At 50.5% G+C, this 22,788-nt stretch carries 13 protein-coding genes; 7 read left to right on the forward strand and 6 right to left on the reverse strand.

The annotated features are described in order from the left end of the window. Window positions 1-24: 24 nt before the first annotated feature. The gene (locus tag HQ50_RS06455; RefSeq protein WP_039429196.1) at window positions 25-1,116 is read right to left on the reverse strand and encodes a DUF4831 family protein; all 1,092 of its coding nucleotides are present in this window, start codon (window positions 1,114-1,116) and stop codon (window positions 25-27) included. A 973-nt stretch (window positions 1,117-2,089) separates the two neighbouring features. On the opposite strand from HQ50_RS06455, the gene trpS reads away from it, so the two are divergent. From trpS to folB, 7 genes are all read left to right on the forward strand, one after another. Further along, the gene (gene trpS / locus HQ50_RS06465; RefSeq protein ID WP_039429199.1) at window positions 2,090-3,073 is read left to right on the forward strand and encodes a tryptophan--tRNA ligase; all 984 of its coding nucleotides are present in this window, start codon (window positions 2,090-2,092) and stop codon (window positions 3,071-3,073) included. 55 nt (window positions 3,074-3,128) lie between these two features. Next, window positions 3,129-3,548: a DUF3127 domain-containing protein gene (locus HQ50_RS06470; RefSeq protein WP_018965790.1), complete on the forward strand. Its 420-nt coding sequence runs from the start codon at window positions 3,129-3,131 to the stop codon at window positions 3,546-3,548. Continuing rightward, on the forward strand, window positions 3,548-4,021 hold the full coding sequence (gene rlmH, locus HQ50_RS06475) for a 23S rRNA (pseudouridine(1915)-N(3))-methyltransferase RlmH (RefSeq protein ID WP_039429200.1): 474 nt from the start codon (window positions 3,548-3,550) through the stop codon (window positions 4,019-4,021). Before HQ50_RS06470 ends, rlmH begins: the two co-directional genes overlap by 1 nt. A gap of 92 nt (window positions 4,022-4,113) precedes the next feature. Next, window positions 4,114-5,151: a peptide-methionine (S)-S-oxide reductase MsrA gene (gene msrA, locus HQ50_RS06480; RefSeq protein ID WP_018965792.1), complete on the forward strand. Its 1,038-nt coding sequence runs from the start codon at window positions 4,114-4,116 to the stop codon at window positions 5,149-5,151. Between the two features lie 57 nt (window positions 5,152-5,208). Continuing rightward, window positions 5,209-6,396: a hypothetical protein gene (locus HQ50_RS06485; RefSeq protein WP_052074903.1), complete on the forward strand. Its 1,188-nt coding sequence runs from the start codon at window positions 5,209-5,211 to the stop codon at window positions 6,394-6,396. Window positions 6,397-6,811: 415 nt separating this feature from the next. Further along, entirely contained in the window at window positions 6,812-7,720 is a 909-nt protein-coding gene (locus tag HQ50_RS06490) for a cation diffusion facilitator family transporter (RefSeq protein ID WP_018965794.1), read from the forward strand. A gap of 42 nt (window positions 7,721-7,762) precedes the next feature. Then, on the forward strand, window positions 7,763-8,116 hold the full coding sequence (gene folB, locus HQ50_RS06495) for a dihydroneopterin aldolase (RefSeq protein ID WP_018965795.1): 354 nt from the start codon (window positions 7,763-7,765) through the stop codon (window positions 8,114-8,116). A 70-nt stretch (window positions 8,117-8,186) separates the two neighbouring features. Here folB and HQ50_RS06500 read toward each other — a convergent pair whose 3' ends face one another. The 5 genes from HQ50_RS06500 to HQ50_RS06520 form a co-directional block, all read right to left on the reverse strand. Continuing rightward, complete coding sequence (locus HQ50_RS06500; protein WP_039429202.1) at window positions 8,187-9,446, reverse strand: DUF5103 domain-containing protein; 1,260 nt, start codon at window positions 9,444-9,446, stop codon at window positions 8,187-8,189. Window positions 9,447-9,558: 112 nt separating this feature from the next. Next, window positions 9,559-14,076, reverse strand: coding sequence for a translocation/assembly module TamB (locus tag HQ50_RS06505; protein WP_235317944.1), 4,518 nt, complete (start codon window positions 14,074-14,076; stop codon window positions 9,559-9,561). A gap of 447 nt (window positions 14,077-14,523) precedes the next feature. Then, complete coding sequence (locus tag HQ50_RS06510; protein ID WP_039429205.1) at window positions 14,524-16,851, reverse strand: BamA/TamA family outer membrane protein; 2,328 nt, start codon at window positions 16,849-16,851, stop codon at window positions 14,524-14,526. Between the two features lie 7 nt (window positions 16,852-16,858). Continuing rightward, on the reverse strand, window positions 16,859-21,649 hold the full coding sequence (locus tag HQ50_RS06515; RefSeq protein ID WP_039429206.1) for a translocation/assembly module TamB domain-containing protein: 4,791 nt from the start codon (window positions 21,647-21,649) through the stop codon (window positions 16,859-16,861). Window positions 21,650-21,757: 108 nt separating this feature from the next. Further along, window positions 21,758-22,699, reverse strand: a complete 942-nt coding sequence (locus HQ50_RS06520) for a ribose-phosphate pyrophosphokinase (RefSeq protein ID WP_018965801.1) — start codon at window positions 22,697-22,699, stop codon at window positions 21,758-21,760. Between the last annotated feature and the right edge of the window lie 89 nt (window positions 22,700-22,788).

Raw genomic sequence — 22,788 nt, forward strand, 5'->3', positions numbered from 1 at the left:
AGAAATCGTTTTAATGGTTGATTATTATTTGTTTTCGTTGATTTGACGGATGGCTCCCGTATTTTCATCGAATACGACGCGGATAGCCGGACCCTTGTCGCGGAACATTTTGGGAGCTAAGGCCTGTCTACGGCCAAATTGTGTGATAGGAAGCTCTTCATCGAAGAGCAGTTTGCGGTTGTGTTCCAATGTAATGCGAGCTGCTCCGGGCAGATTGTATACGATACCCTTGAGACTCTTTTCATACTTGACCACCTCTTTTTCGTCCATTTCCGGAGCCTTGTCCGTGATGCGAAGGCTGAAGCTAACCGGTTCTCCCGAAAGATCGTCCGAATCGACTACCCCTCTAAGTGGAGAGAATCGAAAAAGGATTTGTCCTTTTATATTGTTTTTGGGTTCAATAGTCCATGATCGTTCTTCCCATGCAATCTCTTCCTTTCCGTAGAATAATTCCAGCAGAGCAGCTTCCTGTGCTTTCAGCTCTTGTGTCATCAGCTGCAAAGCTGCTCCATCCTTGGGCATATTCTCAGCCTGACCGGTCAGCAAATCCATCAGGCTCTCACGTATGCGGAATACTTGGGCTGCGGCGATCTCCGCTTGCTTTCCTTTCGTGCCTGCCACGGTATATTCCTGAGGCAAAGCAGGACGTTTTTCTATGTCGGGCTGTATTATCGGCAAGCGGAAGAGAGTGTCCGGACATGGCGACGGCAGGTCTTGTCTGTCGGCATTGATGCCGACTATGACACCTCTTTTGTTGAGGGTTACGAAGTCTGCCACCGTACCGGCACGGAACTCTACTATATATTCATGATCGAAATCGGGTACCCCCACCGATTGGGCTATCACTCTACCCAAACGGTAATGGATGGTCGGTTCTCCACTCGCCTCCTGTCCGAAGTACCTTTGGGCATAGAGATGGAGCGGTCCGGGCTTGTGGATAGTACGTTCTAATTGTGCCCGTACGACGATGCGAGTCTGTGGGAGGGCATAGACAATCCCTTCTCCATTGTAGCGAACAGGCTCATAGGAAGCAACGTTGGTTTGTGCCGAAACGACTCCTGTGCAAAGGAGCAAAGCAGGCAACAGTAGCTTGAAGAAAAAAGTCTGTGCGGACATTCTCAAAAAACTTAGATTGCAAAGCTACACTATTTTTGCCGAATCTTAAACACCTTTTCACCCTTCACATATCACCAAACAGATAGACCCACGGATAAAATAGGCAGGCCGTTGCTCTTGGCAATGGAATGTACAGATTACGATTCCCTCGGATTTCGACTTTATGCTATATTTGCCGGCCGATAGAGGTTGCTATGGGAAGCTTAATGTTGCGACCGAACGCTCTTTCGAACGAATAGAATTACTTTTCAATAAACGACTAAACGATAATAAATCATGAGTACTGAAATTACCTCCCACACGAGATCCTTCCGGTCGGCATTGTCGCCCCGACAGATACATTCGACATCCCGGCATTTGAATAAAGGGGAGGTTGTCCCAGACAAATAAAAAGGAACAGGTCCTCCATAAAGCACTCATCAAATAAAGAGGCATGCGCCGAGTTCTACAGTGAACTCGGCACAGCCCTCGATAAGGACCTTTTGAGCTATCCGATTTATATACAAATGACAATCAATCTATATATCAATCGAAAAGGATTTATATATAAATCAGAAACAATCTATATACAAATCGAAAACGGTTTATATATAAATCGCAAATCAACCTTCCACAAAGCGAATTGCAAGTCCCAAAAGGTCGCTTTCTTTTCTCTTTCACCTCAAAATCCGCTTCCTTTCGGATGCTTATTTGGAATGATTCCAAACTCAGCTTCGTTGTTGAAAACTTTTTTGGCGCGTATTTTTTCATCGAATAGCGAAGGCTTTCAGACATCCGAAAGGATGGACTTCTGACACCCTCATGGAAATTTCGGAGAGGCTGATGGTTCTCTGTCGGCCGAGCAAGCCTTGCCAGACTTGAAGGTGCATTGCCGGAATGTGCAGGATCTGCAAAATACTCTAACTTACGGACAAAAAGTTTCTTTTTCCCTATCTTTGCGACCATCGGAAAACAAATAAAACAGGATTTGTGTATGGAAACTGTAGTCAGCGGTATCAGGCCGACCGGCAATCTGCATTTGGGCAATTACTTTGGTGCTATTCGGAGTTTTCTGGATATGCAGCATCGATACAATTGCTTTTTCTTTATTGCTGATTGGCATTCGCTGACCACACATCCGCATCCGGATAATATAGTCCGCAATGTGCGTACGATACTGGCTGAATATTTGGCTTGCGGGATCGATCCGGAGAAGGCTACAATCTATGTACAGAGCGATGTGAGAGAGGTACTGGAGCTTTATCTCTATCTGAATATGAATGCGTATTTGGGCGAGTTGGAGCGAACGACATCCTTCAAGGAAAAGGCCCGTAAGCAGCCGAACAATGTCAATGCCGGCCTGCTCACATATCCGACATTGATGGCAGCAGACATTCTGATTCATCGTGCCGTGAAAGTTCCTGTCGGAAAAGATCAGGAGCAAAACATGGAGATGGCACGCAAGTTTGCCCGCCGTTTCAATACGATCTATGAGGTAGACTTCTTCCCCGAACCCGAATCGTTCTCTCTGGGAGCAACGGCGTTGAAGGTGCCGGGCTTGGATGGGTCCGGCAAGATGGGCAAAAGCGAAGGCAATGCCATTTATTTGGCTGACGATGCCAAGACTATCAGCAAGAAGGTTATGAAAGCCGTGACCGATGCCGGTCCCGAAGTTCCTAACAGCGTGAAGCCGGAGCCGGTGAAAAATCTTTTCTCCATGCTCCGTATCGTTTCCTCGGATGAGGTCTATCGCCATTTCGACGACCTCTATAATAACTGCTCTATTCGCTATGGCGATCTCAAGAAGCAGTTGGCCGCTGACATTGTCGCCTTTACTACTCCTATAAGGGAGCGAATCTTGGAGATTCAGGCGGATGAAGCATTTTTGGACAGAGTGGTTCGCGAGGGAGCCGAGCGTGCTCGTGAAAGTGCTGCACGAACTCTTGTCGAAGTACGCCACATCATAGGTTTTCGATAAGGCCATGGCGGAAGCGATGGAAAACCGACGATAACTATTTTAGAACAAAACAAATATGGATATTCAGATTCAAGGGCAGCTTATTCAGATACTGCCGCTCAATTCGGGAGTCGGCAAGGCATCCGGAAAGGAATGGAAAAAACAGGAGTACATATTGGAAACGCTGGATCAATATCCCCGAAAAATACACTTCAGCGTGTGGGGAGATCGCATTGATCCTTCCTATCAGGTAGGCGATCAGGTCACGGTCTGGGTCGATATTGAGAGCCGTGAGTTCAACGGCCGTTGGTACACCGATGTGAAGGCTTGGCGCATGGAGCGCGGATATATCGGGCAGCAAGTTCAGCAGCAGATGCCGCAGGAAATGCCGGCCGCCGGTGCTCCGGCTTTTCCAACGCAACAACCGAGCATACCGTCTCAGCCGGCAACGGGTTGGGCTTCCAACGCCGATGCGGGGGATGATCTGCCTTTCTGATGAAGATCGTACTGCTTGTTGTTGGCAAGACTGACAGTAAACTAATGGCTCAGGCGACGGAGGAATACATTCGTCGACTGAGCCATTATGTTTCTTTCGAAATGGAGGTAATACCCGATGTCCGTCTGGGCAGCAAGCTTTCTGCCGAGCAGCAAAAGGATGCCGAAGGTCGGGAGATACTCGCTCGTTTTCGGCCGTCGGATAGTATCGTATTGCTCGATGAGCGAGGCAGAGAGTATTCCAGCATGGAGTTTTCAGCCTTTTTGCAGAAGAAAATGCTGGCCGGCACCCGTCGGATGGTCTTTGTCATAGGAGGCCCATACGGATTTAGCCCCGCTGTGCAGGAGGCCGTGACCGATAGAATATCGCTCAGCCGAATGACTTTCTCTCATCAGATGATCCGCCTCTTCTTCACCGAGCAGGTGTATCGAGCTATGACTATCCTCAATCATGAACCCTATCATCACGAATAGCCCTGTTGTCTTTTTCAATCTGTCAGTTCCCTATCCTCATGAGAAAAACAATCCAATTTGTTCTAAGGTCCCTTTCTCTTATTCTAATCTGTATGACTGCTTTCAGTTTCTCTCTTAGTGCCGGTAGCTGTACCCCCTCGGCACAGCATAATGATAGTATCCCCGAGACGAAGACAATATACTTTGCCGGTGGGTGCTTCTGGGGTACCGAGCACTTCTTCAAGCAAGTACGGGGCGTCGTAGCTACGGAAGTCGGGTATGCCAACGGCAATATAGAGGATCCTTCGTACGAAGAGGTCTGTTCCCAGGCCACAGGATTCGCCGAGACGGTAAGGGTCGAGTATGATCCGAACGAGGTGTCGCTCTCTCTGCTGCTCGACCTCTTCTTCAAAACCATAGATCCTACAATCCTCAACAGGCAAGGGAACGATGTCGGCTCTCAGTATAGAACGGGTATTTACTATACGGACCAAGAAGATCTTCCTCTCGTTGCATCCGCACTGAGCGAATTGGCTGCGAAATACGATCAGCCCATTGTTGTCGAGAATGAGCCGCTCAAGAATTTCTACCCTGCGGAAAACTATCATCAAGACTATTTGGATCATAACCCTCGCGGTTATTGCCATATCGATCCATCCTTATTCGAATTGGCGAGGAAAGCCAACCCGGATCCTAATGCCAGAGTCTATAAGAAGGCCGATGATACGGATCTTCGTACCCGGCTTACACCTGAGCAGTATGCCGTCACACGCAACAATGCCACCGAACCGGCTTTTGACAACGAGTATTGGAATGAATTTCGAGAAGGTATTTATGTCGATGTTACTACAGGTGAACCGCTATTTCTATCTACCGATAAGTTCGATTCCGGCTGTGGGTGGCCGAGCTTCAGCAAGCCGATAGGGAAAGAGCTGATTTCCGAGCGTATCGATCGTTCTTTCGGAATGACTCGTACGGAAGTGCGTAGTACGACCGGCGATGCCCACTTGGGACACTTGTTCAATGACGGGCCACTGGAGAAAGGCGGACTCCGTTATTGCATCAATAGTGCCTCTCTTCGGTTTATTCCCAAAGAGGATATGAAGAAAGAGGGCTATGGTAGTCTTCTTCCTCTTTTGAACAAACGATGAGGATGCTCTCTTGTAGCATATAGTCATTCCCAATCGTCCCAGATAAAACTAATTCCAATGGCATATCTCGGCACCAAACCCAAGTGGCTGTTACTACTCTCTTCCATCGTACTCCTTCTCGCAATAGTCGGAGTTTGGGTCTTCCGTTATTCCGGTTATGGACAGCGATTCGAGATTGTCGATGAGTTGGGTGGCAACATCTTCCCTTCTGCCATACTGTCCGTAGCCACGACCGATGCGGAAGTAATCAAACCGGTCGAGGGCTTATATGTGGGCAATCCGAAGTCCGTCATAGGGATTCGGGTGCAAACGCGGAGAGCCAACAGCCGCGTGCGTGTGGAAGTGGCCGAAACGCCTTTTTTCTCCCAGTCCGTTTCGGAATTTGTCTTGGATAAGTCAGGCTCCACCTATACCATATACCCCGACATTATATGGAAGTACGAAGCCCTTCGCAATAACAATCAAGCCGAACCGGTCAGTGTGGCGATAAAGGTGGAAATAAATGGTACAGACTGGGGACAACAGGTGCGGACATTCTCTGTCAGAAGTCTCAACGAGTGTCTCTTGGGCTATATGAGTGGAGGGCGGGTATTCTGCGAAACGGGGATCTTCTTTGCCGCCTACGTCAATGAAGAGAACCCTAAAATCGACAAGCTGCTGCGAGAGGCACTCAACACGCGTATCGTCAATCGCTTCTCAGGTTACCAAAGCACCCAGAATCCTGTGGACAGACAAGTGTATGCTCTTTGGAATATATTGCAGAAAAGGCAGTTCCGCTACAGCTCGGTAGCTAATTCCAGCTTGTCCAGCAATGTCGTTCTCTCCCAGCGTGTACGCACATTCGATGATGCATTGGAGTCCTCTCAGATCAACTGCGTAGATGGCAGCGTACTCTTTGCATCTCTGCTGCGGGCTATCAATATCGAACCTATCCTCGTTCGGATGCCCGGCCATATGTTCGTCGGTTATTACACGGATATATCCAAAAAAGAAAAAACGTTTCTGGAGACAACGATGATCGGCGATGTCGATTTGGACGACTTTTTCCCCGATGAGCAGTTGGATTCGACGATGATAGGCAAATCCCAAAATCAAATGTCCAGACTGACTTTCGAGAAATCGAAAGAATATGCCAACAAGAAATATCAGGAAAACGAAGCCGATATTCATTCCGGCAAGTCGGGTTATATGTTCTTGGAGATTTCCAAAGATGTGCGAAGGCGCATCCAATCCATCGGCAAGTAGCATCGTTTTTGCCGAATCGTCCTTTTGATATAAGAATACTGTCCTTATGCCGGATCGCTACGGTAACTTACGGCTATCGCAGGCTACCATCGCTCCTTTCTGACACAAAAAAAGTGTGCCGAAAACGCTGCTGAAGCGATTTTCGACACACTCTCATTCCTTATGCTTATGAAAAGCCGCACTGCGGATAGCGTAAACTCCGAAAGACAGGATTTGAGGATTCCACCACTTTTGTAATCCGCTGTGCAAAGCAGCCCGAAGGTGCGGCCCGCCATCAGCGATGAAATTGTCCTCGGAATAGTTGTTATGATGAGTTTCCCCGATCTAACAGTGCGGCTTATTCCTCGTCTTCTCTGTATTGCAAAGTTAACAACATTGTTTAGATTTGCAATTCTTTGTTTCATCGATTTTGGGTATGGTTACACTTTCGGATCCTAATCGGCGTTCTCGACGTATCAAACGTATTACGATGGTCGGTTGCTTATGTAATTTGCTTTTGACGGTCGGGAAGTTTTTCTCTGGTTTTGTCGGGCATAGCGGAGCCATGATTGCCGATGCGGTACACTCGTTGTCCGATCTGCTGACCGATTTCGTGGTTTTCATTTTTATCTCCATTTCGGGAAAGCCATCCGATAAGAACCACGATTACGGACATGGTAAGTTCGAGACCCTCGCCACTGCGATCATTGCCGTTACGCTGATCATCATCGGAGCTATGCTCTGCTCCGATGGTCTGACCAAGGTATATCGCTATCTCCGCTTTGGGGAGGAATTAGCTCGTCCCGGATCGATAGCCTTGCTTATGGCCTTTGTCTCTATTGTGTCCAAAGAGTGGCTGTTCCGTATAACGCGCTGTGTCGGAAAAGAGGAGAATAGTCGTTCAGTCATAGCCAATGCCTGGCACCACCGTAGTGATGCCTATACCTCTGTGGCTACTTTCATCGGGATTGGCTGTGCTTTTCTTTTGGGACGCGGTTGGATGATCCTCGAACCGCTATCAGCTGCTGTAGTCAGTGTCTTTATCATCAAGGTAGGTTTTCAAATGGCCCTTCCGGCTTTTCGCGATTTGCTTGAGCAGAGCTTGCCAGATGATATAGAAGAAGAGATAGAAAAAATCATTTGTTCGGAGTCGATGGTAAAAGGTGTGCGTCGGATCCGCACTCGCAATATCGGCAATTACTATGCCGTCGAAGCCGATATTTTGATGGATGGCGGCCTCTCCGTATCATTGTCTCATGCTGCTACGCAGAGGGTCGAGAAGCTGCTGCGTCGGCGGTACGGTCAGCCCACACATATAGTCATCCATGTCGAGCCATTTTCATGATATATGTCTCTTGACCATAACCCTTCAAATTCTGTAAGCTTTATGACGACTGAAATCAAATTGGAAGAAATGCGTTTTTATGCCCGACATGGTGTGCTTGAGCAGGAGCGACAAGTGGGGAATTGGTTTGTAGTCAATCTTTGCATGTCCGTGGATGTCACCCAAGCGGTTATTTCAGATACCATTGAAGACACCATCCACTACGGACACGTTTATGAAGCCGTCAAGGAAGAGGTCTTACAGCCCTCGAATCTTATCGAGCATGTCGCCGGACGAATTTTGCAAAGAGTCCGACACGACTTTCCGCAGGTGAACGAAGTCACGGTAAGCCTGAGCAAGCTCAATCCTCCCATTGGAGCAGATATACGATCGGCTACGATCGTCCTGCGAGGGTAGTCCATCCTCTTTTATATCAAGGCCCGAAAGGAAGAGAATCGGTGACATGAAACGTTCGCCGATCGAGCCGTCATTTTACCTCCAAAACGGCTATGAGACTTTCATAAATGTCAGCCGGAGTCTTGGCATAGAGAAAGACGGTATATCTGTTCTCCGTCTCGTAATGATTGCCCTCGGTCAGAGCTGTCCGAGAGAGCAGATTGTCATCCTCCGTTTGAAGAATGTAGAGGTAATTGAAGTATCCCTGTTTCATCATGAGGGTACGAGTGTACATCTGCTCCGAAGCATCATAGAAAAGCTCACGTTCGCTCATCGGGAGAAAATCGAAAGCCTCTCCGGACAAAACGACCGGCCCCGGCAGCTTTCCACTCTCGAAAGAGAAGATAACCTCATAGTAGTCTCCTTCGGTAGCACTATTCGCACCATCGGTAGTGCGAATGATACGTCTCCCGAAGTTGTTTTGTTCGAACTGATAGGGCAATCCGGCTCTGTTTTTGTCGGGATACAACTCCATCACATAGTGCCCATTGCGTGAGTAAGATCGGTACACGCCCATACCGTTGTAGCTATCGCTGAGCATCTCTGCTTTCCTGTAAACATTGGTTGCCGGAAACAAAGCTCCGGCATGCTGATCATATACGATGGTATTACCTGCAATACTCGAAGGTCTCGAGAGCGAACGCATCTCAGTCTCGCGCCCGTTTTGCCCCACGACAAGGGTAAGCTCCTCCGACGGTGAAAGGATTCGTAAGCCCTTCAGATCCACCTCGACATTGACTTGCTGGTGACGACCGTGTATGTCTTCATAAGTAACGGACGTTTGCGAACCCTTGAGGGAAGCCAACGGAGCCACCACGCGAAAGGCAATGGTAAGAAGCGTTTCGTCCGGATCATAAACGTCGAATACGGTCATGAGATAGTTCCCGGAAAGCTTGGGGGTGCAATTTGCATTGGGCAAAGACAGTTCGTAATGAACATAGTTGACCAAAGTAGCTCGGCTAATGGCCGGCGGATCGAATTCGTTCTCCAGAAAACCGGAAACAGCTTCTGCCGGAGAAATCGGACTCGCTAGCCAATCGTGACCACAGTGCTGCAGTCTGTATCCCAGCGTCGTACTCTCATCGCCCATAAGATCAAAACTGATCCGCAGCCCTTCCCCACTATTTATATGGTAGTAGGGATATAGCCTCAACTGTTCTGTGCCTGTAGGAATAACAAGAAGCGACTGCACTCGCGAATCAAAAGCTCGGGTCTGGCCGACAGACGGCACCGACCACAAGAGGAAAAGAAGTAGAAAAAAATGAGACAGGCGGAAAGAAAACTGCTTCATACCTTATAATGCTAAGTCAAACAAAGATAAGGTTTTCTACCCATCAGAGACTCCACGAAAAAGAGCTGCCTGCATGCGGATCGGTATGCAGCCGTAGCATACAACCGTAGGACTATTGCGCTCTTAGGGAATCGGGTCGAGCAAGGGAATCGATACCGATACGGGTTTCTCCGACTGTCTTAGCAGGAAGTCGCCGGCCATCGAAATCATACTTAAAGATAAGGCCAAGGCCTTGCGTCGTCAGGGACTGACGCAGATATTGATAGAGGTTATTGTAGTGGTTGTAGGCCTTAATACGAATGGAGCCGGACGGATTGATTTTATATTCGGCATCGAATTCGCCCACATAGGTATTCTGTAGATTAGGATTGTCCCGATAGCCCACATTCCCGTTAATAAGGAGACGGTTGTTCAGCAAACGACTACTCAAGAGTAGTTCTATATCCGTATCCTGAAAAGAGGTATTGGTCGTCTTGATGCTCGTTCCGATCTGTACTTTGTCACTGAGGCTCCCGAGCATATTGGTGAGTTGCTGCGACAGAGTGGTAGTGGCCACTGCCGTCCAGTTGTCCGTACCGCTTCCCGAATTGTAGACATTCTCCGGCGTATAAAACTTTCCTAAGACAAGAAGATAAACGATCTGCTTCGTCATCGAATCTTCGCTATGGATGAGACTGCGAACCCGACGCTCCAATTCGCTGTCGGAGTTGGGTAGCTTGATGTCGAAGCTGATAGCAGGCTGCAACATGGCACCATTGATCTGAAGCAGACAATTCACCGGAATGGTAGTCCGCCTGACATCGCTCACCAGAGACTCGTCCAGGTCGTTCAGGTTGGCTGTCAGATTGTACTCGGCCGTTACATTCAGAGTCGCGTGCATCGGATTGCCGGCAAAATTCACGCTACTGCCTTCTTTGATGCTGAAACGTTTTTGGACAATCTGCCGGAGGTTGAAATTATAAATGCCCGACAACAGCTCCAGCCCTCCGAATACATTCATATCCCCCAATGTATGGTAATCGATACGCAAGTCTCCAACGGCAGATCCGCGTAAGCCATCGCCGGTCTGCGGATCCAGTATCAAGTCCACCTCTGCATCCGGTGTCACGCCTACATTCATGACCAGATGGAAATCCATTTCCGGATCCCCTCCCGTAGCAGGTAGAGGCATGGGAGGCCGATCAGGAGAAGTTTCCGGTCTCCATCGCTCACGGCTTTTCGGATCTACGAATCGCAAGAAACGATACTCTTCCGCTGTCGTAGGCTGCGTAAAGTTCAACACGATATGGGTTCCTTTTTCAGAAATCAGATTGACGTCGCATCGCATCCCTCCGGGCACATCGCGCAAATATGCAGCACCCGACACATAAACTCGGCCATGTATATTGGGATTGTCCCGCTCCGCCACGTTATAAGCAAGTATATTGCGAGCTTCGCTGACTTTCAGATCCACTTTGATGTCATCGAAAGCGCGATGTGAGATGTGCGCATTGAGTCGGGCCGTATGCCCGTCCGTATCGCTCACCAGCATATTCTCGAAGCGCATCTGAGTAGGAGTGAATACGGCTTTCTGTCCATCGCATTTATACTCCGTATTCAAAGCCTTGACTCCTAAGGTCACCTGCTCGGCCATAACCTCCCCTTCTATGGTCAGATCGCTAAAATCACCGAAGAGCCGCATGTTTCCCGAAGCATGTCCCTCCAGCTTATGGCAAAACTCCGACAGGAAAGGTCCGATGAAGGCCACATCGGCATGCTTGGCATCGAACCGCAGATCCAGACCGGCGTGGGGATTGAACGGGCGGATGTACCCCCAAGCCGACGTACTCGTACCATCGGGGTTATGCACCAGCGCATCCAACAGAATGCTCTGCGTAGCCTTCTCCCATGAGCCGAAGGCCGATATAGGGCCCACGTCGATCCCGTTCACGGTAAAGCTCTCGCCCGTGATCCGCGCCTGCATGAACTGCCGGTCTGCGATGTCGCTCAAGACAGCCTCTCCCGTCATCTCCACATCGAGCATGTCGAAATCCACTCCGGCCAGTTCCAATATATACTTCAGACTGATATGATCCACACGGACACGAAGCGAGTCCGAAGGGGAGTTGCTGAGTACCCCCTCTGCTTCGACGGCTTTGCCTTCGCTCTTGATGGAGAGGTTGCTGACGACCAGCCGTTCCGGAGCCAATATGGCTTCAGCCGAGGCTATCTGCCACTCGTAGCCTCCGATGCGTGCCGTGGAGCGATCCAGACGGATGTGGGTATTCAGCGAAGAATCCTTGTCCCGACGAAAATTTGTGAGCAGGGATACAAATCCATTTTTCGCACCGCGCCTATCCAACCCCATATCCAGCCGGGTACGGATACTGTCGTCTGTCATCAGGGCTTGCAGGCTGAGGTCTCGTATCGAGGGTTTGCCTTCGTGGTACAAGTCCGACCGGCAGATCAGTTCGGCCTTGCCCGAGGATGAGTTCAAATTCACCTCCGTACCCCGAAGTTCTTTGTTCATGGCCATGAGTCGGCCGGCACGAACTTGCAAGTCGAGACTTCGAAGCAATTCCGAATAGTCTCCCCTGATCCTGATGGAGTCGGCTTCGGTAACGGGGAGGCCTAAGAAGCTGCACAACTCTTTGGGCAAAGCCCCCTCCATCGCCAGACTGAGGCGCATATGCTCGGCAGGAGCTTTCTCCTGAGCCTTCTGATCCATGAGGGCGGGAAGATGAGTGCGAACCAGCCTTTGGAAGAGAGCAGGCAGTGCGGAGAGGTCGAACTCGCCACTTAGCTTTCCGTGCAAAAATGGAGAAGAGAGGACGACAGAGCGATGCCCTTCGTCCCTTGCCGTGGACAGCATCACGTCGCGCAGATGAAGCCCTTTGTCCGCTGTCTGCCAGTCCAGCGTATCTATTCTTACGGTACCCGTCAGATTGTCGATCCCGTTTCCGGATAGTTCACCGGAAGATACCAACAGAGCATCGGCAGACGGGATGCCAAAGCCGGGTAGAAGCCGATCGGGATGAAGTTTGTGTGCCGTAAGATTCCACTCGAATCGGGAGGAACCACCGGAGAAAGGAAGTCCTTCGCCGGCAGAAGAGAGGCGGATATGACCGTTGGGGTCGTTCATGCTGAGGATACCCGACCACTTATCTCTGTCGGCCTGTGCGTCGATCGTCAGATCCTCATAGGTATAGCCTCGGTAAGTAAGCAGCGACACACGGCCGGCCAGACTTCCCGACAGGAGATTGCCGGCATCCAGACGCGTCTTCACTTTCAGGTCGAATGCCACGTGTTCCGGCCAGTCTTTTCGGCCTGCCATAAGCTGCGGCTCCAGCCTTTCGGTGGTAGCATGAGCATCCACATGCACCGGTCGCCAGAGAGAATCCAGACCGATTTTGCCCTGTATGGTCAGAGCTCCGGCATCCGTTTCTACACGAGTTTTCAGCCGCAGATCGTCCAGTCGGCCATTGGCAGCCGCCATAATATCTATAGCTCCCAGATCGCGCATTTGCGGGGGAAACTGATCGGGGAAGATACGCTCTGCCAGCATATAGGCTCGGGGGCCGAGCTTAAGCTCATCCAGCCGGAGCCTGACATGCATCCGCTCCTTTCCCCCTATTTCAGCCAAGCCTATGCCCGCCTGTAAGGTCAGTTCATCGCCATAGCTCATGCTGATTTCGGGCATAACGGCCTCGCCTGAACCGACTGCCAGCTCCGGTAGAGAGACTTCCAACAGATCGTCCATCGTATCGAGTGCGGGGAAGCCCCCCTTCAGATCAGAGGGACGGATTCGACCGGCCAAGTCCCTCATGCTTATAGCAGGCAAGCCGGATTCATCGGGGGAAAGGACACAGTAGCCGGAAGCTATCCGCAGATGACTGTTCTGCAAAGAGATATGAAGACGATCCACGCCCAATGTGTCGCCCCGAAGACTGACATCGGCATGTAGCTCTTTGAGGTTGAGAGCGGTACTATTTTCCAAAAAAGAAAGGTGGCGCAGCTGTGCTTTCAGCCCCGTACTATCCACTTCAAAAAGACGCACTTTGGCATTCAAGTCATGCAACCCCAATGTCCCGGACAGAGCTTTGTGCAGCCCCGTAGCAGAGAGACGGCAGTTCCTAAGCAAGATGGTATTGATATTGAGCTGTAGCCGGCTCGGCTCTTCCGGATTTTTGCTTTTGAGGGCATCCAGAATAAACTGGATATTCAATGCCGTATCGGGGCGGGAGCGATATACATCGAATTCGCCCTTGAACAGACGCGCTGAAGAGAAGCTCAGACGCCCTCTCAAAAGGGGGAGCAGATCCAGACCTCCGGTCAAACGTTCGGCAGACACCGCAGGACGACCGGCACGATCGAAGATGACTATGTCGTTGATCTCTGCCTGTCGCCACCAGCCGATACTGATATGCCCGATTCGGACACGAGTTTCGAGAGCCTTGGACAGTTCGGTCTGCACACGTCCGGCGACGGAACGCCTCACGGACGGAATTTGCAGGATCAGATTGGGCAGAATCAGCAGACAAAAGGCCACTGTCAGCACTGCCACGACCACCCACTTGGATCGGCGCATGACGGTGCGATAACGACGGATAAACCGTATGAGACCGGCTGACAGTTTTTTCCTTTGACTCACGCAGATAACTTTGCTTTCAAGGAGCAAAGATACTTACATTCCTTAGCTTAAATACCGAAAAGAGAGCCGCGGAAGCTCCCCAAAAAGAGGAATCCTGCAAAAATCGAAAATCTGTAATATACTGTATGAAAAGTCTAACGAAATCCCCCTCCTCACTCCCGATAAAGAAAACACAAGCGACAAGACACACAAAAACGGAACTGAAAAATCCGAAATAGTCGTTCGGCAATCAAAAAATTCTCACTCGTCTTTTTTTCGCTTTTGGCTCGAGATTTGAAAAAAAGACGAACCGCAAATCCGAAATCATGGCGCGAGTTTCTCACGGATTTTGGCTCGCTTTTTGTTTGTTGCGACTGCTCTATCAGTAGCCGATAACAGATTTTATCACAAAAGGGTATTCGGAGTTTGGCATCGGGCTAAGGGGGCGAACTTACCCAAAAGATTCTCTTAGAAAGGGTAGCCGACTGCCAAATGGAAACCCACGGCATCCTTGAAGCGCGGAATATTGTAGTAACCTTTCTTGCCCGTATCGTACGGAAGGTGGAGACCGAAGCCGACATCGACACGAACCACGAGAAATGCCAGATCGTAGCGAAGGCCGACACCGGTGCCGAGAGCAATGCTGTTCAGGAAATTGCTTATCGATCCCGCTTCGGACAGAGCACCGCCCGGACGGGAAGGATCCTCACGCAAGAGCCAGACATTACCCGCATCGAGGAAAACCGCTGCGTGAAGATCGCCGAAGAGTTTGCCCCTGTACTCCACGTTGGCTTCGAGCTTGAACTCCCCGACCTGATCCAAATAAGAGTACAGATTGTCTGCATCGGGATTGAATCGCCCGGGGCCTATGCTACGGACGGTGAAGGCTCTGATGCTATTGGCCCCACCCACATAGAACTGCTCGCTATAGGGGGCTACCCGCATATTGCCATAGCTGTAGATCACGCCTGAGCCAAAGCGCGTTGCCAGAGACTGATTGCGGTCTATGGTATAGGTATAGCGCAACTCTCCCGTGGCTTTGATGAACTGAGAGAAGGGCACACCGATGAAATTCTTGGTGTCGCTGTACTTCTTGCCGGCAGCCAGATAGATCAGATTGAGCAGATTGCCTGCTTCCGACAGGCCGAATTGCATCCAGAGATGATGCGAACTTTTTTCAGAGACTGATTTGTTGAAAGTGTAGACATACCCCATTTGTGCAAGGAACTGACTCTGAAGACTCAGCAGCAGGGGCGGATTGTTCGCCGTAATGGTCTGGAAGGTTTCGGTCTGATGCCCCAGGAGGTTGTAGTTCAGCTTGAGTGGGAAGATGGCATGCCGATGCTCTTTGGAGGGCTGGAATTCATAGGTGGTCGAGAAACCGAAAGAGTACATGCTGAAGTAATGAGCCCTGTTCAGTGCCGTGGCAGAAGCCTGAAACGTGGTAGTCGTAGGATAGTAATAGTACTTGTCCAACAGGCCGGGGAATACGATCGAGGGGAAAGAGAGATTTACGGACGTATTGACGTTGTACGAATTGATGTCGATGAGATGGTTGCTGCTGCCTTCGGGGCGATTGCGGGTCTCCCACTCATAGGATCCGCCGATATTCCAAGACAGATTTTCCCCTCCTCCGAATACGTTGCGCCGAGCAAGGGCGAAATTCAGTCCCGGGCCGATGAAATCGTTGCTCTTGCTCGTGAACAAGGTCTCTAAAGATGCGTCCCACGGTTTGTCGAGCGAGGTCAACAGCCTCACATCCAACAGGTCGGAGGTGGAATCCCGTTGCGAAAAATTGAGATCGATAACGGAGAAGGCTCCCAAACGTGCCAAGGATTTGCGCGTCGTCTCATCGTCTTTCTGCCGATACAGATTGCCGGGAAAGAAACGAAAGCGTTGGGCCAAAATCTTGGGACGAACCGGCATTTTACGATAGTAAAGGACTTTCAGGTCGTTCACTTCGAGCGAATCCGTCGGTGCTTCTCCATTCATACCCAATAGCACTGCTGTCCGTTTTCCGATCTTCCACGGACGCATGGCATGGGGAGGGGTGTCCTCCGACAGTTTGGCTCTGAGGCAGACGGCCCCCCTCACGAGGAGGGTATCGGCCTCGTAAATAATATCTTGCGGACGAAAGTAATAATAGCCATTGTCTCTCAGCAAGGCACTGATAGTCTGACGCTCTTCATGCAGCTTTGCCAAATTGAACTGGTCTCCTTTTTGGATCAAGGTCGGAGTCTGCCTGTAGGCCAAAATACTGTCGGGGAAGGTGCTGATCGGCAGGGGGACGATACTGTCGTAATGATAGGGGGAGGCCATATCCACCGTATAAGAGACTTTGGCCTTGAGGGAGTCCTTTTTCAATGTAGTCACACTGCTTTTTACTTCGGCATCGAAGTATCCGTGTTCGCGGAGGATGTTGGTCGCCACCTTCGCCCGACTGTCGGACTTGACCTGACTGATGAAAACCGGTTTGGCTGCAAACTTGTCGAATATCCATTTGGAAATGACAGTGGAATCCCCCACGAAGCTGTTGTATAGCCATAGCCCGAATGGTATCTTGGGTAGGGAGGCACTTGCACTGCCGAAAATAGCTCCATTGGGTGTGACTTTCAGTGTGCTCTCCACTTCGGTCAGAGCTTGCTGACCTGCATGGCTCTTGTCTTGTCGGAGTATCTGAGTCTTGCCCATTCCGATATACAGCTGTTCGCCTTCCGGCAGGTTCTTCGTGGTGGAGCAGGATCCTGTCAGGAGGAGAAAAAGGATGGGGAGGAATACTTGCCGTAATACTTTCATGGGATTCTTATCGCTTTGTCGGAATGGTATCCGTCCGCACGGATACCGGCTCCTCTTCGGGTTTGAGAGCTTCTGCTTTCGGCACGATGGTTTTCGTCTCTTTCTTCTTGCCGAATCGGAACAGATCGGACAGGCGTGCCAGCTTTCGGCTGATCACATAGCCGATGCCTGTCTCCGTTATTTCTCCTTCGAGCAGATTTTCATTGTTCTTTTTGTGGAAGAGCTTGAGGTGCTGTGCTCCTGATTTGTCCAGACGGTACTCCACGGATACGTTGTCCACCAATGTCCTTTCCTTGTTGGTCGGCACATTGGAGCCGGAAGCGACAGATCCTCCGATCACGACACGGATCCTGTTGTCATAGAATTGTCTGCTGAAGCTATACGTGAAGTCCGTATATGTGCCGCCTCCGTCGGTGCCATCATGACTTTCCATACCGATGTTCAGTCCGGAGCCGTCGAACACCTTGCCCAGAGCACTGTTGATCATTCCCTGAGCGTAGCTGCTGAGTGCATTGTCAAAGTTGAACCCACTCGATTGGGAAGCCAAATAAGAACCTGTTGCCAAGAGTCCGATGGCCTGCTTCGAACGTTCCTCCGGGCCCATACTTCGCAGTTGGGTCTGGATAGAAAAGTCCTCCGGAGCTTCGACATCAAACACCAAATCCATATTCTTGAGCGTTTCTTTGACGATAATCCCCACATCGAAATTCACCTTTCTCGACGTCTTGTTACCGCTTTCCATCACATCGGCACGTACTCGCTGTACAGCCTTGAAGTTGACGTAAGGCTCCTGCACATTGCCGCTCCATTGCACATAGCTTGAGGGATCGATGGTGAAAACCTGCTTACCCACGACGGGCAGCGTATAGCGCATGGTGCCGCCACCGCTCATATTGTATCGGCCCGTCAGACTCATTTCCCCGTAAGCCGGCATTGTGAAGGTCATATCTCCTCCTCCTTGCAGCTCCAAATAGTCCTCATGTCCGGCCGAAAGATCCACACCCAACTGTACAACGGGATCGATATGAATCCGAACGAGCATGTTCATGCCACCGAATGAAGCTCTTTCCTTTTCCATATCGGCCTGCGAACGAATCATGATCGTATCGGAAAAGTCCATGAAGTTCACCACATCACCCATCCGACTTTCCGTTTCCAAATCTGCACCTGTATACACATACGTACAGGAGGTGCCTCCATGAATATCCAGAGAACCCGAAATTGCAAGTGCTTGCAGAGGGCCGCGAAGGGAAAGGTCAGTGGAGGCAATCAGTTTGCCATACAGCAAGTCGCCCTGATTTCTCTTGCTGTCCAACACAGTCATCTCGTCTGCCAGCATCTTCAGATTGGCTGTCATGGCTCTGGCTCCTGTCAGAATTACTTCTCCATTAAGATTAAGACCGTCTTGGGCCTTTTCTTGTGCGCGTATCTGATAATTGTCGAAAACCAATTTGTGGCGATCGAAGACCAGCGGTTTGTCCGAGAAATAGAATGTATTGCCAATCATCGGCGAATAGACCGATGCTTCGCGCATATTCAGTTGGCCATCGATCAGAGGGCTGTCCGTTTTGCCCGCAATAGCAAGTTTTCCTTCGATGAAACCGGAGAGAGAAGCTCTTTCCACTCCGATGAAAGGATTGGCAATGGCGAGTGGGAATCCGTTCAGGATGGCAGCCATATCGAGATTGTTCTCACGGATGCCTCCATGATAGATACCATCGAGATTGAGGGCGGCATTTCCATTGTAGCTTATCTCTGCCGTTACGTAGTGCGAATGGTCGTTACGGGGTTCATAGAACAGAGAGGATGCGATGTTGCCGATAGGCTTGCCTTCAAATTCGAACTCATTGACAGAGATATCGCCGGTAATCGTGGTGATACCGTCCTCTCCTCCCGTACGGGATAGTCGCGCATAAGCGAAAAATCTGCCGGCTATGTTAGGAAGGGGAGACATTCGGATATATTGTTGCAAGCGCAGGTTGCGGATATTCAGACCTATCTCTTCCAAATCGGGAATGGTATCATTGGTCTGCACGGACAAGTATTGCCCATCCTCGCTGCTTAGTTCAAGCGAGGCAGACAGACGTTTGTCCTCGTTTCGATAGAAAATGCGATTGTCCTTGCTAGCGGCAAAACGATTGTATGCCAACACGACAGGTTCGGATTCGATTAAGTTGAGTCCATAGCCGCTTTCGTCCCAGAATCCGTGAATCCCGATGCGGTAAGCATCCTGCTTTGCTCCATCGGCCAAATTCAGGCGCAGATTCAAACCCTGAAGGGTAGCATCCGCCACCACTTTGCCGTACATGGCCGGCTGACGACGGAAACGATTCTTATCCATGGTCAGAGTGAGTCGGATCATACGATCATATTTGTTCAGAATCGAATCCGACACCTCTGTCGAATTGGCTGAATCCGGCGCGAACATACCGTATTGTGAGAGTGTAGCAATGTCCAGATGTAAACGATCGACACGGAGCGTATCGCGCTGCAAACCCTGTAAATCCATATACCCCTCCAACCCGTTTTCGGGCGAAATGGTCAGCTTGCCACGGATGGAATTGTATTTCATACCGTTTACCTCCATAAGGTCGTGGAGCGGATTGTACCGATCGGCTTGGATCGTAAAGGTCGCATGAGGCAGCTCCTGAATAATCGAAGAGAGTCGCAGACGCTGAATAGAGTCATTGCGGAATGTCTCTATCTTCTTCCCGAGAGATTGGGACACGACCGTAACGGCATCTATGCCTTCTCCTACTCTGAGAGCCATTTTCAAGTCGCCCGAAACGAGATCCAGACGGATACTATCGGGATCGGTATCGGCTAATATGTCTATTCGTTCCGGTATTACTTTGTAGCGTTCGAGCTGCATGTAACAATCGTGTACCGAGGCTTCGAACCGATGTGTCTGAGCCAAATCGCTTTTCACATGACCCTCAAGGACAAAAGCTGCCGCAAAAGTGGTGTCCGCAAAGCCCAATGCATTGAAGTCTGCCGAATCCATCCGCACCATCACAGAACCGTCCAGTTTGTTTTTGCCGAGGAGAGCATCCAATTGCATACTCCCGTTCAGGAAGGAGTTCGTGCTGTTGAATGAAGCGAAGAGCACACCTTCGTTCAATGCCGCATCAAAAGTGATACTATCCAAATCCCGCTCTTTCCAACGGATGTGTTTGACCGATGTGTGTATAGTGGAGACAGTACGTTTGTTGAAGAGGTCGAATCCACGTCCTTCGGCATGAAGCACTGCCTGCATGGAACCGATACTATCTTTCGGCATGAAGACACCGAAGTTCAGACCGTCCACCTGCATATCGAGCCGATATTTATCCGTACCCATCAGATAGTCGCCATCGACACGGAGGCTACCGGAACGCTCCGTCAGCTTCACCCGACCGCTGTACACCCCTCGTCTGATCTTGAGCTCTGCAGCGATAGACATACCGGCAGGGATAGCGAAGCGTTCGTAAAGAGCTCTGTCGTAAAAAGCCAAAAGCCCCGAAGCATCCTGATGGAAACCCATGTTCAGCACAAAGTTGCCCGCACGATTGCGATCGTCAAGCAGCTTAGTGAATAGGCCATGTCCGTCCATGTCTGCCATTCCATCCCAGAATAGCGACATGTGCTCTACGTCCAATTTCTCGAGAGTACCTGTACATTGTATCACGATATCCACAGGCGTATCGGGATAGCGTACCAATCTGCGCGATGGAAGTTGGAAATTATCCCCGGCCAAATAGCTTACATCCTTCAATCCGATCGAAGCATCCATGGAGAGATTGATCATAGCCGTCGGATCTTTCTTGAAGATGCTCCATGGGAGCCGAGCTTCGCCATTGATATAACTATGCCCCGTAGCAAGGGAAAAGTCCGTCAGGAAGAAGCCGAAACGATCCATCCTGTATCTCCCCGACAATCGCTGTAGCTCGAATTGATCCCGCTCCCGCAGCGATCCGCTGACCAGCCGGAGTTCCATATCGCCATCGTGGAAACAAATGTCCTTGGCTTGGAGGGAGACATCGTTCAGGGCAATATGACGATAGTCGAAAGAGGTGGGCGAAGCTTCCCTTTCATCCACGTCGTAGGACAAAGTAGTCTGATCCAACTGCGCCATGCCCACCTGATAGAGCATGTCTGCAATATCCATTTTGGCTTTGGCTATTGCAGCTTTTCCGATGAGAGTATTGAGGTACAGACTGTCAAGGGGCATGCGGACTTCAGCGGATATATTCTTCAGATCCAGTCGGTCCAACTCGAACTGCCAGTCGAAGGGCCCTTTCTTGGTCGTATCGGCTGCCGTGGTATCTGCGCTGAAGTATGCCACATCGGTATCGGATAGATGCCACTGCCCCAGCAGGACGCATTTTGCTTCGGGGTCGACGGCTATGTGAGCTGCCCGAATCAGTTTGGCTTTCAGCCTCAGATCCATCAGCCCGAGACTGTCCGTATAGTGGATAGAAGCATCCTGCAACTTAAGTTCGGGCACCTCCACCTGTTGATGGAGGAGCGGTAGCACCGATACTCTTACCCGTAGAGAGCCTATATCCGCCAGCGTGTCGCCTTCTGCCTTCACGGCTGTAATGTCCTGCAAAGAGAGGTGCAGCGGAAAACCCAGACGAATGCGTCCGATATCGATCTGCATACCGGTGGCTTCGGATGCCTTACGCGCGGCTATCCCTACAGCCCATTGCTGTATGGGAGGCAGATAGAGCAATCCTGCCACGAGCAGCACAAGCAAGAGGGGTGAGATGATCACCCAGAGGAGAATACGTTTCCAACGTAGCTTGATACGACCCATGGCAGGACTGTCAGTATTTGATCAAATAGTGTAGTCGGTCAGCTGTGCAAAAGGAGGGAATCCCTCACTCCGGCAGCTCTGTAGCTCGAACGAACTACCCTTGTTGTCTTAGAAAGAATAGAGCGTGGTGATCGACTCATGGCTGCAAACGCGCTTGATCGCTTCTGCGAACAAGTCCGCCACAGAGAGAATCTTCACCTTCTCACACTTGTGCGGATAGGGGATCGAATCCGTGAATATCATTTCCTTCAGAGAGGACTGGTCTACTCGCATCGAAGCCGGATCGCTCATCACGGCGTGACTGGCGATAGCACATACGCTGCGTGCACCATGGGCCATCATCAAGTCCGCCGCCTTGGTTATCGTACCGGCAGTGTCCACGATATCGTCCACAAGCAGCACATCCTTGTCCTCTACATCCCCGATAATGCGCATCTCAGCTATTTCATTGGCTTTGAGACGGCTCTTGTGGCAGATTACCATAGGAACGCCGAGGTGCTTGGCATAGCTGTTGGCCCGCTTGGTACCTCCCACGTCGGGTGTAGCCACTACGAGGTTCTCTATGGGCATCGTCTTGCGGATGTATTCCATGAAAACGGTGGAGCCGTAGAGATGATCCACCGGCACATCGAAGAAACCCTGAATCTGATCGGCATGCAAGTCCATCGTGATCAGACGCGTAATGCCGGCCTTGCTGAGCAGATCGGCGATCAGCTTGGCACCGATAGAGACACGGGGCTTGTCCTTTCTGTCCTGTCTGGCCCATCCGAAATAGGGGATGACAGCCGTGATATAGTGTGCAGAAGCACGCTTGGCGGCATCGATCATCAGGAGCAGTTCCATCAAGTTGTCCGAAGACGGGAATGTGGACTGAACGAGGAATACGTCCCGACCGCGAATGCTCTCTTCATAGGAGACGGCAAACTCTCCATCGGCGAAGTGCTCGATATTCATTCGCCCCAGTGGGCAACCCAAACTGTTGCAGATCTTTTCCGCCAGATAGCGGGATTTGGTTCCTGAAAAGACAGAAAACTTGTTTTCGTTGTTCATCTTTGATATGGTGTAGAGTTATCGTTCCATTACCGGCAAATCGAATCCGTCGGGCCACCTCGGCGGCGACTGCTGACGGACGTGATGCA

It is taken from the genome of Porphyromonas sp. COT-052 OH4946 (assembly GCF_000765965.1).
GTDB lineage: Bacteria > Bacteroidota > Bacteroidia > Bacteroidales > Porphyromonadaceae > Porphyromonas > Porphyromonas gulae.

Excerpts from the sequence above, each read along its gene's own strand:
- HQ50_RS06455 (WP_039429196.1), bottom strand. The coding sequence starts at position 1,116 with ATGTCCGCACAGACTTTTTTCTTCAAGCTACTGTTGCCTGCTTTGCTC.
- folB (WP_018965795.1), top strand. The coding sequence starts at position 7,763 with ATGACGACTGAAATCAAATTGGAAGAAATGCGTTTTTATGCCCGACAT.
- HQ50_RS06470 (WP_018965790.1), top strand. The coding sequence starts at position 3,129 with ATGGATATTCAGATTCAAGGGCAGCTTATTCAGATACTGCCGCTCAAT.
- HQ50_RS06490 (WP_018965794.1), top strand. The coding sequence starts at position 6,812 with ATGGTTACACTTTCGGATCCTAATCGGCGTTCTCGACGTATCAAACGT.
- HQ50_RS06520 (WP_018965801.1), bottom strand. The coding sequence starts at position 22,699 with ATGAACAACGAAAACAAGTTTTCTGTCTTTTCAGGAACCAAATCCCGC.
- trpS (WP_039429199.1), top strand. The coding sequence starts at position 2,090 with ATGGAAACTGTAGTCAGCGGTATCAGGCCGACCGGCAATCTGCATTTG.
- HQ50_RS06500 (WP_039429202.1), bottom strand. The coding sequence starts at position 9,446 with ATGAAGCAGTTTTCTTTCCGCCTGTCTCATTTTTTTCTACTTCTTTTC.
- msrA (WP_018965792.1), top strand. The coding sequence starts at position 4,114 with ATGACTGCTTTCAGTTTCTCTCTTAGTGCCGGTAGCTGTACCCCCTCG.
- HQ50_RS06485 (WP_052074903.1), top strand. The coding sequence starts at position 5,209 with ATGGCATATCTCGGCACCAAACCCAAGTGGCTGTTACTACTCTCTTCC.
- HQ50_RS06510 (WP_039429205.1), bottom strand. The coding sequence starts at position 16,851 with ATGAAAGTATTACGGCAAGTATTCCTCCCCATCCTTTTTCTCCTCCTG.
- rlmH (WP_039429200.1), top strand. The coding sequence starts at position 3,548 with ATGAAGATCGTACTGCTTGTTGTTGGCAAGACTGACAGTAAACTAATG.
- HQ50_RS06515 (WP_039429206.1), bottom strand. The coding sequence starts at position 21,649 with ATGGGTCGTATCAAGCTACGTTGGAAACGTATTCTCCTCTGGGTGATC.